The following is a 14,453-nucleotide window of genomic DNA, read 5'->3' as shown; positions in this document are numbered from 1 at the left end:
GTCAGGAAGCCAAGGATAAATCACATGAGAAAATGGATTTGGCTGATGCTGTTGGTGCTGATGGCAGTTGCTGTGGTGGGTAGCAGAGGTAGCACGTTTTTTGAGCAGCGTTCCTCACCAGCAATTGTTCAAAGCATTCCAGTAAAAACACCCGAAGCACAGCCAGAGTCAAAGGAAGTTGACATTACCCCGCAAGTGTCTACTGACAAACTGCTAAACCATATCCAAAAGTTAAATTTCCAGCGCTACACCACAAAAGAGCGATCGCTTACTCGCACTTATATTACAACGGAACTGAAAAAATTAGGTTGGAAACCTAAATTAGAAAAGTTCTTTGACGGTGTAAATATTTTTGCCGAACGCCCAGGAACTAACAAAGCAGCTAAAGCAATTCTTGTAGCAGCGCATTACGACACTGTTGCCTTTTCCCCTGGTGCTGATGATAACGCCAGTGGTGTAGCCGTGGTGCTGGAAGTAGCTCGGTTGCTCGGTTCCCGTCCTACGCCACGGACGTTACAGCTAGCTTTTTTTGACCGAGAGGAAGCAGGACTTTTGGGTAGTCAGGCTTTTGTGAGTAAGACAGCACGCTTGCAAAATTTAGGGGGAGCGATCGTTATGGATATGGTAGGTTACGCTTGTTACACTGCTGGATGCCAGAAATACCCTGCCGGATTGCCTGTTACGCCACCTAGCGACAAGGGCGACTTTTTGGCAGTAGTCGGTGATACAGAACATTTACCTTTGCTGAATGCCTTTCAAAATTCACACAATATCCCCTCAATTGCTCTGAATAAACAAAAAGCAAATCTGCCAGCAGTCCTAACACTACCAATTCCTTTTAAAGGTTTACTGACACCAGACACCCTACGCAGCGACCATGCACCATTTTGGTACCAGGGCGTAGGCGCTGTGCTGGTGACAGATACCGCAAATTTACGCACTCCGCACTATCATAAACCTAGCGATGTGCCAGCGACTATCGAGCGATCGTTCTTCACAGGAGCAGCACAAATTGTAGTTAATGCTACTAGTGCCTTGTTAAAGAAAAACCAGGTTCTGGAAACTCAAGCACCAAGCTAACTTCTGAATGATGAATTATCTTGACTAGCTTTTGGTTCAGGGAAAGTCAACGTCCAATTATTTTTATTATTGACCTGAGAATACAAACCTTGGAGAATGAGCCGGAGAGTTTTTCGAGTTCTAATAGCCTTCTTTACCAGATAAGTTCCTGGTTCAGCAAAGATATCATCAAAGTTTTGTTTATGACCAAATTGTTTTGAACAGTAACTTCCAGCACCTTGGACTGTTAACACAAAAAATGGAGCTTGTTTGTATTCATCAGGAATCATAAAGATTCCATATACATGATGACGACCACGCCACGGCTGAACACTAACCTTAGTAGCATGGACTTGGAATTTTGTAGTTTTTGATGCGATAAAAGCCTCGAAATTGCAATCAGAATCATTCACAGGCCACCACAGTGTAATAATACTCAGAGAGAGCAGAAAAATTAAAATATATGGGAGTCTGCGACGCATAAAGCCAAGAAAAGTTGTTGATGCGGCTGGTAAAATTTGATCAGTAACGATCGTGCAGCTAGAGCAGTCAGACTATTCACCTGCAACACATCTGCAAAACGTTTTAAAGGGCAAAGACAAAACATTAAGCAGTCGGTTAAATTTTGTTGTCAAAAAAAATTGCAGATTGTAGATGCGATCGCTTTCCCTGTTCTAGTAGCTCCGTTACAGTCTTAAACCTAGCTGAGAAACAATCGAGCTTTTGTGGCTGTTAACACTGATTTATGCTCAAATTTTTAGCTGTGATGAATTCTACAATTCGTTACTTTTGTTATGCTTGTAATATGGCTCTGTTTGCATCAGCAGATGCTTTGAGGAAATTAGAGCATAGGCGTAGCCCGTCGTAGACATCGCTATCAAGTTAAGAAAAAATTTACTTTTATTTCTAAGCCTTTATTGGGGTAGTCAAATACACAAATATCCGTTATATTCCCGTAAGTAACAATTGGTATAAAAGTTTATGGGAAAAAGTTGGAAAAGTCTGAAGACAGTTGCGGGTTTATTTAGCGCCATCGCACTTTCACAGTTCGGGGCAAATACTTCAGCCATTGCTGCTGATACAGTTGTTGTGCGTTTGGGTTTATTTACAGAATCCATCTCCCTTGCTGAGTTGCAAAAGGCTGCAAAAACTGGGGAATTACCTGGGAGTTTACAGTCTTACACTAAAGGATTATCCCAAGAACAACGCCGCTTCTTCTTGGGAGCGCTGGACATGAATATACCTATGAATGTTGTCACACTTGATAAGTTAATTAATACTCAGATTGGTACAACTATTCTCAATGATTTTGCTACAGCCTTAGCTCGAAAGGATAAAGCTGGAGTACAAGCACTGAGAGCAGGATTGGTATTAGGTTCCACTGCACCACAGGGTCTTTCTATACTAAGTTTTATTGCTGCTTATCCCAGTAAACGCTTAGAAATTGATTTGCCGAAAGCTTGGGTTGTTGCAGGAAATTTAAATACAGCTTTTTGGCGCACCCAGCAATTTATGTTAGCGATCGCTCCCCAACTCAACCCCATAACAGCACAGCCGGGAACACCGCAGATTGCTTTCCCTTTTGATCCCAGCCAACCAGGAAGCGCCCAAGTAAAAATCCTCAATTTAAGCTTGAACGATCAAAAGCGCGATCGCAAAATCCCAGTTGATATTTACTGGTCAACTGCTGCAACTCCCGACAAGCCGATAATTGTCTTTTCTCACGGCTTCGCGTCAGTCCGCACGGACTTGCGTTACTTAGCAGAACATTTAGCATCCCACGGTTATGTAGTAGCAGCTTTAGAACATCCCGGTAGTAATGCGGCAAATACTGATTTAGCATTACAAGGCAAAACCAGAGTTATGAAGCCTCAAGAGTTTTTAAATCGCCCTCAAGATATTAGTTTTGTTATTGATGAATTAGAAAAACTTAACCAAACATCTAATAATCCTCTACAAGGGAAACTTGCAACCACGAACGCAATGGTTGTTGGCTATTCTTTTGGTGGTGCTACAGCTTTAACACTCGCTGGAGCAGAGTTACAACTAGAACATCTCAAACAACGCTGTAAAAAGAACTTGAGTATCTTGAGTTTGGGAGAAAATATACAGTGCATCGCTGAAGAACTACCAAAAAATAGTTATCAACTACGAGATACCAGAATCAAACAGGCGATCGCTCTCAATCCGACAACTTCTCTGATTTTTGGCGAAACTGGGTTAACAAAAATACAAGTTCCTACCATAGTGTTAGCAGGTTCCGCCGATAAAACTACCCCAGCTTTAACTGAACAGATTGTCGGATTTGAAAAGATCCCATCCCCAAAATCGCTAGTTGGTATAATTGGGGGTACTCATCTAAGTGTAAAAGACCCCAGCACCACATTAGATCAGATCGGACAACCAAACACACCGATTAGTGGCGGTGAAGTTGTCGGTGAAAAAGCAGCAGATGTTCGCAAGTATGTTAAAGCTCTAACCTTGTCCTTTGCTGCACAGATGACTCCAGAAGCTAAAAACTATGCTATCTTTCTCACACCAGACTATGCTCAGTTTGCTTCAACTGCTGCATTTCCATTTCGCCTAATTAAGCAGATTCCTCCTGATGCTATGGCAGTGGTGAAAGAATTTGTTGAGAAATAAGAGACTTCCAATTCAACAAATATAAGACTTACGTATCATACATATTGACTATACTAATTTTGGGCTTTTGAGCCATGTCTAATACCCAGAACAGTAAATATACAACCAAATCGGGGTTGCAATCAACACCTGAATCCTTAGATTTTGCTGAATGCATATTATGGTTAATTGGTATAGTACGTAAGTCCTAAAATATTTAATTTTGTGAGTAGCTTACTTAAGGATAGGGTTATGGGGAATGCTAGAAGTCGCCGCTCATTTTGCCTCCTCCTACAACTTTTCTTTTTAGACAAAATAAAGCCTAAACTACCGATATTCGCTGCAAATACCTGACGTTGAGATCAACTAATCGAAAATACAGTACTTTTCATCTAAGTGGAGTAACTACCCCACCCTATTAGGCATCCTCCCCAATCTATTTGGGAGCGTGTACTTTATTAACCCTCTTTAATCACTATCGGTAGAGAAAAATCTAAAACCCTTATTTCTCATGACTTTTATCAATTTAGACGTAGGTTGGGTTGAGGAACGAAACCCAACACCCAAAGACCTTAGAAAAGTTGGGTTTCACTTTGTTCAACCCAACCTACATTTATTTTTCTTTCCCCAAAGTGATAGAAGAGGGTTAATTTGTAATCTGCTGTAAGTAATATCTAGCTTATAAAATTGCCTTATACGAAATTCTATGTAAATTTTTTATTTGCTAAAAGTATATTACCTTGATAGTAGCCCTAAAGTTGCTGTTAAATCTACATCAAATTTTCACAGTATAAATAACTATTTAGACATAAAATTTATAATGTATTCATAAAAATAACAGAAGCTTAAGAGTGTAAACAACTAGGAGCAGATGCCGAATCAGGATGATACATACGTATCCTATAGGAATCGCAAATTTTTTTTGAGAAATCTGTCAAGTAATTGTAGGGTGTGTTACCAAAATGTAGCACGTCCTACATATGTTTCAAAGGTCAAATATTAGTCCTGTAGCTAACATATTACAAACTAATTTCAAAACAAATAAAAACAAGTTATTTGATGGAAAATATGTTTGTCTATGTATGTTGTATTGACATAACTTACTTGAAGTTCACAAAACAAAATGGTAAAACATTGTTATTTTCTCCAAGCCACAGATTAACCAAAAATAACCAACTAAAGGCTTGTTTTGTTTACTAAAATAATTAGTTTTACCTATATGTATATTGTAAAACTAATTTGTGATTCAGAATTAAACAATTATTCAATTTCACTCAAGCTTATGCAACTCTTTACAACTCGTGAAATCGAACAACTCCAGCAACACGAAGACCTTTCTGCCTTAATTGAAATTATGGAGTGGGTGAAAAAATTTTTAGGAAGGTCTCATCCTGACTTAGGTAGACCTGGCGCAGTTTGCCCGTTTGTACCTTACTCTCTCAAATCCAACAGTATTCGTCTAGCAGTTATTCACACAAAAGATTTGTATCCAGAACAATTAGAAGAGATTGTTGGACGCTATCGAGATATATTTCTGAAAATAGATGTTAAAGAGCAGGAATTAGCAATTAATAGAGCTTTTTTACTTATTTTTCCTGACATCGATATAGAAGATGCTCCTAAAGTAATAGATAGTGTTCAGCAAAAACTTAAACCTTTGTTTGTTGAGTCAGGATTGATGATAGGAGAATTTCATAAACGTAATGAAAGTCCTGGTTTACACAATCTAAATTTTCGTCCACTTCGTAGTCCTATCCCCTTGTTAGCTATCCGGTTCATGGTTGAAGCTGACCTCCCCTTTCTTCAGAATCCTACCGATCCCCACTTACGTATTCGGTATTTGGAAGCTTATTTAAAGCATTTCGATCGGAAATTCATAGATGAAACAAAGTTTAAAAATGCTCATCAAGCATTGGCTTTAGCAAAAGAACAAATTAAACAAGAAAATTTAGTGAGTTCTTGCATATAACAAATGTTTGGATTCAGGGTTAGTAATTGAGCATAGGGTATGGAGGATTAAAAGTCTTTCCAATTCACTGCACCTTGAAATAAGTGGGATAAAAATGACGAATTTACTGCTAGTTGCAATTGTTTAGCGCAGATAGCATAAAATCGTCGTCAGTATGTAAATTATCGTACTACAGTAGAAGCGATCGCTAATTATCAATTAGTCAAGATCAATACTTCAACAACTTCACTCTGATTTACAATAATTGCACACACGTTTTTGTGAAGAGATTTAGAATTGCTATATTATTTGTGATATAAAAAAGCAAATAATTTGGTAAATAAAATGGCGAAAGAAATAGAGCGGAAATATTTAGTGAGAGGAGATAGCTGGAGAGGATTAGCTGAAGGTAGTGTATATCGTCAAGGATACATTGCTACACAAGATAAAGCGACTGTACGTATACGTATAGTAGGGGAAAAAAGTTATTTGACCATTAAAGGCCCCAATATTAAATATTCGAGATTAGAGTTTGAGTATCCTATTCCTGTTAAAGATGCTCAAGAAATACTTGAGACATTATGTGAACGTCCCTTTATAGAAAAAACTAGATATAAAATAGAGTCGGGTGGTTTGATTTGGGAAATAGATGAGTTTGATGGTGTTAATAAAGGACTGATATTAGCAGAAGTTGAACTCAGTGATGAAAATCAGCAAATTGAATTACCAACCTGGATTGGACAAGAAGTTTCTGATGACTCCAGATATTTCAACAGCAATTTAGTAAAATACCCTTTTTCACAATGGTAATAGCTGAAATATTGGGAACATCCCAATTTTGCGAAAATACCTAACTCACAGAATTTGCAGCTTAAAAACTAAAACTGGCGTAGGTTGGGGAGCCGCTGCGTTGGACGGGTTTCCCGGCTTGAAGCAAGTGGCGTTTGAGGAACGAAACCCAACATTATCAAAGCTTTGTTGGGTTCAACCCAACCTACTATTGTTCTTAACCCAAGCATATTGCATTAGGAAATATTTTATCTACGGACGTGTCATTACTTAATTATTAAACTCAAAAAAGTATAAAAAGTCTAGTATATTTTCGCCTATCAATTCAGCATTAGCCCCAATAGGATGTAGCGGAATACATATCACTCACCAGATTAACAGGTGCGTTCTGAGCTAAATGACCATTAAGAAACCTTTGCTAATCAAGCAACCGGAAGTTGGACAGCTCATCGGTGAACTCCGTGGCATAACTAGTCTTACCCAAGAACAGTTTGCAGCATCTTTAGGTATAACTTATTCGACGGTAAAGCGTTGCGAGAAAGGACATACCAAGCCTTCATCTCTAGCTATGCAAAAGATTCAGGGGATGCTAGAGGAGATGGGTCTGGGGCAGAAAGTGTCAATGAAGTATTTGTCGAATAAAAAAGCAGGCTGAGAGGCAAATTAATTGAAGTTACTTTCCTTCAATTAACAGGTTATCGCTACGACATAACCACAAACAACTCAATTCTAATTTTACCGATGTTTGCAGATATGCATATTTTGCGGATTACTCAACCTTTGAGTTTGAGTTTACCGTAGCTAATATTTTCTTCACTTTTGAAGACGAGTTTAGGTTAAAAACGCGCAAAAATCCCCAAAACTTTTTTTCTTAATTGAGCGCCAATATTTTTCAGTCAACCTTATCTGAACTGTACAATGTTTGATTATTCTACTCCCGCTTTAGCTACATACCTTAATATTTCTTCGCCAAGAGCAGCTTGCACTAACGGCAGCAAAGTTGCGGTTATCAATACTGAAGGTGTATGGGAAGTAGAAGGTAATGGGACAAAAAAACTAATTCCAAACTCTAATTACGATGCTCGTGACATTGTAGCAATTGACGGCAAAACTTATGTCTTAGCGGTTCCAACAGGACTAGTAAAAATAAAAACTGACGGAACTAGGCAAAAAATAGTTAGCAACACAGCTAATTCAAAAACACGGGTGAAATTTTTGCAAAATTGGATTATTTACCAGTCTGCAAATACTCTATCAATTTATGACAAAAACCTCAACTTTAAAGCCAAACAGAGTTATGGCGTAACTGAGGTAATGGATTTTGAGTATAAAAATGGGTATCTCTACACTAGTGGCTACCAGCAACAAAAGAGGTTAGGTATTCCTGTCCAGATAGCTTTTCTTTACCGGATGGTTTTCGACGGAGCAAAAATATTTGCTTTGGCAAATTTAGCAGGAAATAACCAAGGCAAGCTTTGGGGTTACAATTCTGCCAATCTTGCTAACGACATGGCAGACACAAGACTCAACCGATTACATATTTTTGAAAACAAGCTTTATGTCCTCGGTTCAGTTTATGGAGGTAACTCAATCTATAGCTGGAATGGCAAAGACTTATTAACAAAGACTTTGATCGTTACAGACACCTATACCAATGCTGCACAGACCCGTGACGAAACAAAGGTATATATAGGAACTGTTAATCTGACTAATTTTACCGTCGAGCGCGGACAGCTAAGTTTTCCAAGAAGACCTACAACTGCGGGGATGGGAGACGGCGGTAGCAATTTCCCTAAAACTATTTACTCAGATGGCAGTAGAATTTTTGTGGGTTCCTCTGCTGCTTATGCGATCGCCAATAGAGATAATCAAATTTTCATGGGTAAACCTATCTCGGCTTACCGTGGAGATGCATCTCTTTTAGTTGTCTCCAAAAACCTAATGACTCGCCACGCTTGGGTAACACCGGGAAATGGTGAAGTATTGCTATTTACTGATAAGTTTGCAGTAATCAAAACAGATAATAAAATCAATGACTTGGCTACAAATGTAGGAACTGCCCAAAAATTACCAACAAATACTTATTTCGTTAAGTTTTAATTGAGCAATGATATTGTCTACAATATCATTGCTCAATTCTTTTTTGCAAAAAAACTATTAGTCAATACAGTTCAGATACAGCAGTTTTCGTTTGGATGAAGTACAAAGTCACTAGTTTTGAGGCAGGAGGCAGAAGGCAGGAGGCAGGAGGCAGGAGGCAGGAGGCAGGAGGCAGAAGGCAGGAGGCAGAAGAATAATTTAATTTTTGAGTCCTCGGTTTTGTACCTCACGCTTGTTGCAAACTGCTGTAAACCCAAAACCCAGATGTAGAGACGCGATTTATCGCGTCTGGAAAGACCAATTATCTACGCCAATAACCCTTAACCCAAGCGTCTTAAACTATAAGCAAGATTAATTATTAGTTTTGTTCGCGTAAACTATACGCGAACAAATTACTTTTTTTCCAAAGTCTAATACGTACTTTACATATTAATTATAATATGCATAGCAGGCTTATTAAGCTAAAAGTATTGCCCTGTCTCATCTAACTCTTATTCGACGCAGAATCTGTTATTTTAACCATCGAGCACAAGTATAGTTCTTGTCCTTTACTTTTTTGAGAAATTTTTCGCTACAGACTGCATTTTATTAAAGAGTAATATCAATAAATTTTAATAGCCTCTTGTTTTTTAGCACAATCTATGTAAATCTCATAACTACATAATACGGTAAACTGATTGATTTATAGTATTTTATCAGAAAATTAGATGAGTTAGCCAATAAACTCAAAATTTAGTGCCAAGTAAACTTTTTAGGAGATGTAATCGTGAGTGCATATAAATTTGAGTCAGGCAATAGTTCGACTTCGCAAGTGAATTTAGAGACTGATGTTTTAGTCATAGGCGGTGGTCCATCAGCAACTTGGGCGGCTTGGAATGGCTTGGAATGCTGCTGTTCAAGGGGTAAAAGTACTTGTAGATAAAGGCTACAGCGGTACGAGTAAAGCAACAGCATCTTCTGGTACTTGTGTTTGGTATGTTCCACCCGACCCAGAACAGCGAGAAGCAGCAATGGCTAGTCGGGAAGCACTAGGGGGTTTTGTCTCAGAGCGTCCTCATCGGCTCGCTATCGCAAGCTACTTCGTGAACGCTGGACAGTTCGAGCCGGAGCAGTTGTCATTGCTACTAGTGGTTGTGCCTTTCTCAGTAAAGCTTGGTGTTAGAGAACAGTCAGCCAGAATGTCTATGGGTCGCAACAAATTACCAATTGACCCTAAGAGAGCAGTTAATTTTGAGTAGACAAATTGGTGATGATGACGCTCGTGCGATCGCCTTTTTTCAACAGATTATTGCTTTCACAGGAAGCGATCGCATCGACAATATCCGTAATGAAAAGTTACTTAACTATGCACAAGTTAGAGATTTTCTTAACAAGCAGTATTAAGGGCGAATAGTACCTGTATTTTAAAGATAGCGAAAGAATGAAGAATGACAATTTTGTTACTTCGTCTTTCCTAAACTAGGAGTTACTAAACTTAAAATTGAACATTCGTGGAGGTCAAATCATGTTTTCTGGAAAAATTGAAAAAGAATTATTTGGTGAAGAAATTTGGTCTATTTGGCAAACAACTAAATTACCAGATCATCTACAGTTATTAGTGGATCGAGAACTAGAAAAACGCGATATCTGGGAATTGCAGTCTCAAAAACCTGACGATCGGTCTATTTATCCAAGTCTCTATGATGACTTTAGTCATTCAACAAATATTTAATAAAAGAGGTAGTTCTTGCATAGAGCAGAAGGCTAGAGGAATACTGCCCTATGCAAGAACTACTGCGATACCTACGGCGGTAAATAAGGCGCTGAGAGTAAGGGTTTAAGTCTCCAGTTAAGCAGACTCAATCACAGATATCACTATGAGTTGTGAACTTTGAATTAAACAATTGCTGAACTCAACACTCACAACTCATAACTTTTTAACGTTATCGCACCGGTAGCTGTGGGTGTTGAACAGAATATTTTGTCACCATGCCAGAAATTTCAGGGTTGTAAAGCCTTAGATAATTCCAGTAATTGCCAAATACTTGCCGCACATAGTTTTTAGTTTCATCAAAGGGAATTTCTTCAACAAACTCATCTGGATCTTTTGTAGTTAGAGTTTGCAACCATTTGGAGACATTGCCGGGGCCAGCATTGTAACTAGCGATCGCCAGCAAGGAGTTATTGTTATATTGATCGTGGGTATGACCCAAGTACCATGTACCCAGCATGATGTTATCGTTGGGATTTTCTAAGTTAATTGTTTTGAAATCCACCTTGATTTGTGGCGCGATCCATTTAGCTGTACTCGGTAACAGCTGCATTAAACCAGTAGCTTCAGCGACAGATTTGATTTTTGGTTCAAACCGTGACTCTTGACGCATCAAAGCAGTTACTAGCAGAGGATTAAGTTTACGGTCAATAGACCACTTTTCAATCTCTCGCTGATAGGGAAATGGATAACGCGCTTGCCAGTAGGTGATTTGTTTACTCAGAGTCTGATATTGGGCAAGTTCGGCTGGGATTTCCCGGTCTTCTAATTTAGAAATTTCATCAATTCCGATGAGATTTTCTCCCTTAGCCTGTCGCATCAACCCTTCAGTAAATTGCTCTGCTACCGTTGGCTGAATTTTGTTCTGAAATTCTGTTTGCCATTGTAACCAGGCATCGCGGTCTTGACCTAGCAGATACAATTCTTTGAAAGTTTCAGAACCAGCAGGCGGTAATGGACGCTGGGGTGCGATTACTTCCGGGTTCATGACGCGCACGTTGTCAAAGTTGCCGACATTTAGCCCCAACATTGTCGCAGCTCGCCATGCATAGTAAGAGTAGGGAAACTGGCTAATCACATATTCATAAGCAGTTTTAGATTCTTGCTGTTTTCCCAGTGAAGCTGCCCATTTACCTACCCAAAAGCCCGCTCTTGGAGCCAAAATACTATTGGGGTTATTAGTGACGATTGGTTCTGCCCATTGCCAAGCACCGACGTAATCTTTGGCTTCGGCTTTATCTTGGGCGATTTTCCAACGGTATTCTGCTGCTTCGTCAGAGTTACCGTATTTAGCTATGAGTAATTGCCACGCCGCGCTAGCTGACTTTTGATCCTTGAGAGTTTGGAGAGTTTTGGCTTTTTGTGCCAGTGCAGTACCAGCTTGTTTGGGAAATTTACTAATTACCTGGTCAAGATAGGGTAAACCGTCTTTAGGTGTTTTTGCGGTTTCTGCTAATCTCAGTAGTGCCGTCCCAGTTTCCTCACTATTGGGAAATTGCTGCACTAATTGTTGATAGGTGGCGATCGCTTTTTCTTTTTCTTTGCCTCCCACCTGTAAGCCCCGTGCTGTACGGTAGAGGTTGCGCGATGTTTTGGGTGCTTTGGCATAAGCATTCGCCGCTTTGGGAAATTGACTATTTTCCCAATAGCTTGTACCAATGAGTTCCCAGTCTTCGGGTTTGAGGGTAGTCTCTTTTACTAGCTGATCCAAAACACCCACTATGCCTGGTTGATCGTAGGCATACTTAGCCAAAATCAATTGTAATTGTGGCTGATTGGGATTTTCTTGCAAGCGTTTGCGGATAATTTCCCAAGTTAGAGGATTGGAAGGAAATTGAGCGATCGCAGTTTCTTGTTGCTTTGGTTGAGCAATTAGATATAGCGCTTTCACTGCGGCCGGTTCTTTGGGATACAGTTTTAGCACCCTTTGCCTGAGATCCGAGGCTTTGCCGTCCTCGCCCAACAGATCCTCTGCCTGGGCTTGTTTGAGCAAAATATAGGGCGCGAGGATGGGATAGTCTTTCTCTAGTCCTTGAAGTAAAACTAGAGCTTTTTGCCCTTGGGTTCTTTCAATATAATCACTCGCCAAAAGATAACGAGCGCGATTCCGATCTGGCGATCGTGATTCTTGAGCGATCGCTGCCAGTTTTGCCGCCCGTTCTGGCAGCGATTGCGATATCAGCAAAAAGACGGCTGATTGAGCAACACTACCGTCCGATTTTTGCTCTGCTTGATTCTGACTCAGTTTGAGCCATTTTCCCAGAGACTTACCAATCTCAGGTGCTGATACCATTGCCCCAGTTAAAAAGGCAAACAGTGCTGCACCCGCAATTATCGAAATTTGCTTTTTTTGTAGTTTCTTCAGCATGAATACCCGCTGAAAAGTTTCGGTGAATTTCTTGAAACTCTAACACTCCTAACCATCAGTGTTACCAATTTTTAATTTTAGATTTTTAATTTTATGTAGAAAAATACTAATTTTCAATCCTTCAGTTGGTAGTATTGATTAATTAGCACATATTAGATACTATTACATCTATCTTGGGTATATCTTAAAGGAGACAGATGGTAGCTCTTCAGTTGGGTATTCGATTCCTACTGATTTGGGGTCACTGAACTTTCGTATCCGGCAGGAAACTGACGCAACAGTGCAAATCTTAAAATATTCTCTCGATAGATGAAATTCGTTGCCATCACTTGGGCGTTTTCCAGTTTTGTTGGGTGTGTTATCGCCTCAGCGTAACGCACCGTCAAAGATTTTCGGTGCGTTAGGACTAGAGTCCATAACGCACCCTACCAAATTAAAGCTAAGTGGAGCAGGTTTTTCGATTTGTGTAGACACCGTAACCGAAACGGTGAGAGAGATGGAAGTGGGGTTTTTAGTATATATTAATACTTTACAAACATCTTCTAAATCCCCCATTGATTGTATTCTGTATTTTGAATTCTGACTTCTCACTTAAGTTTTTCGTGAGCAGCCAAAATAATTTTTTCGGTTTCTTCCCAGCTAATACATTTGTCAGTTACAGAAACACCATATTTTAATTCTTCTTGTTTACCAGTAATCGGTTGACTACCTTCATTCAAATGCGATTCTAGCATCATGCCAACAATTGATGTATTACCATCCACTATTTGCTGAATAATATTTTCTAAGACAGCACCTTGTAATTTGTAATCTTTATTAGTATTGCCGTGGCTACAGTCGATAACAATTCTCGGTGGTAAATTTGCCTGTTTTAATTTCTCTTCTACCAGTTTGACATTTGCTAGATCGAAGTTTGGTTGACTACCACCTCTTAAAATTACGTGACCGTAGCCATTACCTTTAGTTTGAAAGACGCTGACCTGTCCATTTTGATTAATTCCCAGGAAATTATGCGGGTTTCTAGCTGATTGTAGGGCATTCAAAGCTACTTGAATATTGCCGTCAGTACCGTTTTTAAAACCTACAGGCATCGAAAGCCCACTTGCCATTTCGCGGTGAGTTTGTGATTCAGTTGTGCGGGCGCCAATGGCAGACCATGTAATCAGTTCACTGATATATTGAGGTATAATTGGATCTAGCGCTTCTGTGCCAGCAGGTAATCCCAATTCTGTAATTTTTAATAGTAGCTCCCGTGCAATTAATAAACCTTTTTCAACATGGAAAGAATCATCCATATCTGGATCGTTAATTAAACCTTTCCAGCCTACGGTTGTTCTTGGTTTTTCAAAATACACTCGCATAATTAGTAGCAAGTTATCTTTGACTCGCTCCGACAATATTTTCAATCTCTCAGAATATTCGAGCGCTGCTTTTGGATCGTGGATTGAGCATGGCCCAACTACTATAAATTTCCTGCGATCCTGAAAATCCAGGATATCTTCTATTTCCTGTCTATATGCTAAAACTTTTTGTTCGGCTAATTGCGTCAAAGGTAATTTTGACTTTACTTCATTGGGAGTTAATAAAATGCGATCGTTCTCAATGTTAGCGTTGTCGATATTACTATTAAATAATTTGTTGTGCATGGGGATGCTTTGGCAATTCTATAGACGCACTTCAACTCAAAAGTGTAACATAAACCTATGAAATTTTAAAATAGCTTATTTTCTGCTTGACAAATTTTTAATTAAACTGTATCGAGTAAGATCATAACTAAAAAAGGGGAAATATTTCCCCCTTTTCTTGCTATTAGACTA

General features: G+C 39.3%; 12 protein-coding genes and 1 pseudogene. 9 read left to right on the top strand and 4 right to left on the bottom strand.

Annotated features, from left to right (window positions below):
- Window positions 1-24 precede the first annotated feature (24 nt).
- Window positions 25-1,080, top strand: a complete 1,056-nt coding sequence (locus V7K41_RS06810; protein WP_334846670.1) for a M28 family peptidase — start codon at window positions 25-27, stop codon at window positions 1,078-1,080.
- On the opposite strand, the gene V7K41_RS06805 is transcribed toward V7K41_RS06810, so the two are convergent.
- On the bottom strand, window positions 1,077-1,541 hold the full coding sequence (locus tag V7K41_RS06805; RefSeq protein ID WP_334846669.1) for a hypothetical protein: 465 nt from the start codon (window positions 1,539-1,541) through the stop codon (window positions 1,077-1,079). The two genes, V7K41_RS06810 and V7K41_RS06805, sit on opposite strands and share 4 nt — an antisense overlap.
- 499 nt (window positions 1,542-2,040) lie before the next feature.
- Between V7K41_RS06805 and V7K41_RS06800 the strand changes: the two genes are divergently transcribed.
- The 8 genes and pseudogenes from V7K41_RS06800 to V7K41_RS06765 all read left to right on the top strand — a co-directional run bounded on the left by V7K41_RS06800 (window position 2,041) and on the right by V7K41_RS06765 (window position 10,229).
- Window positions 2,041-3,702, top strand: a complete 1,662-nt coding sequence (locus V7K41_RS06800; RefSeq protein WP_334846667.1) for an alpha/beta hydrolase — start codon at window positions 2,041-2,043, stop codon at window positions 3,700-3,702.
- Window positions 3,703-4,963: 1,261 nt separating this feature from the next.
- Window positions 4,964-5,650 carry a DUF6875 domain-containing protein gene (locus tag V7K41_RS06795; RefSeq protein ID WP_334846666.1) on the top strand — a complete coding sequence of 229 codons (687 nt, stop codon included), beginning with the start codon at window positions 4,964-4,966 and terminating at the stop codon, window positions 5,648-5,650.
- A gap of 324 nt (window positions 5,651-5,974) precedes the next feature.
- Window positions 5,975-6,439: a CYTH domain-containing protein gene (locus V7K41_RS06790; protein ID WP_334846664.1), complete on the top strand. Its 465-nt coding sequence runs from the start codon at window positions 5,975-5,977 to the stop codon at window positions 6,437-6,439.
- Between the two features lie 376 nt (window positions 6,440-6,815).
- Window positions 6,816-7,073, top strand: a complete 258-nt coding sequence (locus V7K41_RS06785; RefSeq protein ID WP_334846662.1) for a helix-turn-helix domain-containing protein — start codon at window positions 6,816-6,818, stop codon at window positions 7,071-7,073.
- Window positions 7,074-7,336: 263 nt separating this feature from the next.
- Window positions 7,337-8,518: a hypothetical protein gene (locus V7K41_RS06780; protein ID WP_334846661.1), complete on the top strand. Its 1,182-nt coding sequence runs from the start codon at window positions 7,337-7,339 to the stop codon at window positions 8,516-8,518.
- Window positions 8,519-9,284: 766 nt separating this feature from the next.
- Window positions 9,285-9,570, top strand: a pseudogene (locus tag V7K41_RS06775) (pyridine nucleotide-disulfide oxidoreductase); the annotation flags it as partial.
- 178 nt (window positions 9,571-9,748) lie between these two features.
- On the top strand, window positions 9,749-9,901 hold the full coding sequence (locus tag V7K41_RS06770; protein WP_334846659.1) for a hypothetical protein: 153 nt from the start codon (window positions 9,749-9,751) through the stop codon (window positions 9,899-9,901).
- A 121-nt stretch (window positions 9,902-10,022) separates the two neighbouring features.
- On the top strand, window positions 10,023-10,229 hold the full coding sequence (locus V7K41_RS06765; protein WP_334846657.1) for a hypothetical protein: 207 nt from the start codon (window positions 10,023-10,025) through the stop codon (window positions 10,227-10,229).
- A 211-nt stretch (window positions 10,230-10,440) separates the two neighbouring features.
- Here the strand turns inward: V7K41_RS06765 and V7K41_RS06760 are convergent, their stop codons facing one another.
- From V7K41_RS06760 to V7K41_RS06750, 3 genes are all read right to left on the bottom strand, one after another.
- Window positions 10,441-12,636: a lytic transglycosylase domain-containing protein gene (locus V7K41_RS06760; RefSeq protein ID WP_334846655.1), complete on the bottom strand. Its 2,196-nt coding sequence runs from the start codon at window positions 12,634-12,636 to the stop codon at window positions 10,441-10,443.
- A gap of 227 nt (window positions 12,637-12,863) precedes the next feature.
- Window positions 12,864-13,022 (bottom strand): hypothetical protein, encoded by a 159-nt coding sequence (locus tag V7K41_RS06755; RefSeq protein ID WP_334846654.1) that lies wholly within the window; start codon window positions 13,020-13,022, stop codon window positions 12,864-12,866.
- A 201-nt stretch (window positions 13,023-13,223) separates the two neighbouring features.
- Window positions 13,224-14,282: a 3-deoxy-7-phosphoheptulonate synthase gene (locus V7K41_RS06750; RefSeq protein WP_334846653.1), complete on the bottom strand. Its 1,059-nt coding sequence runs from the start codon at window positions 14,280-14,282 to the stop codon at window positions 13,224-13,226.
- Window positions 14,283-14,453 lie beyond the last annotated feature (171 nt).

Origin of the sequence: Nostoc sp., from assembly GCF_036917415.1 — a bacterium.
GTDB lineage: Bacteria > Cyanobacteriota > Cyanobacteriia > Cyanobacteriales > Nostocaceae > Nostoc.
Note: the sequence above shows the minus strand (reverse complement) of the source record. Positions and strands in the feature narration are given on the sequence as shown.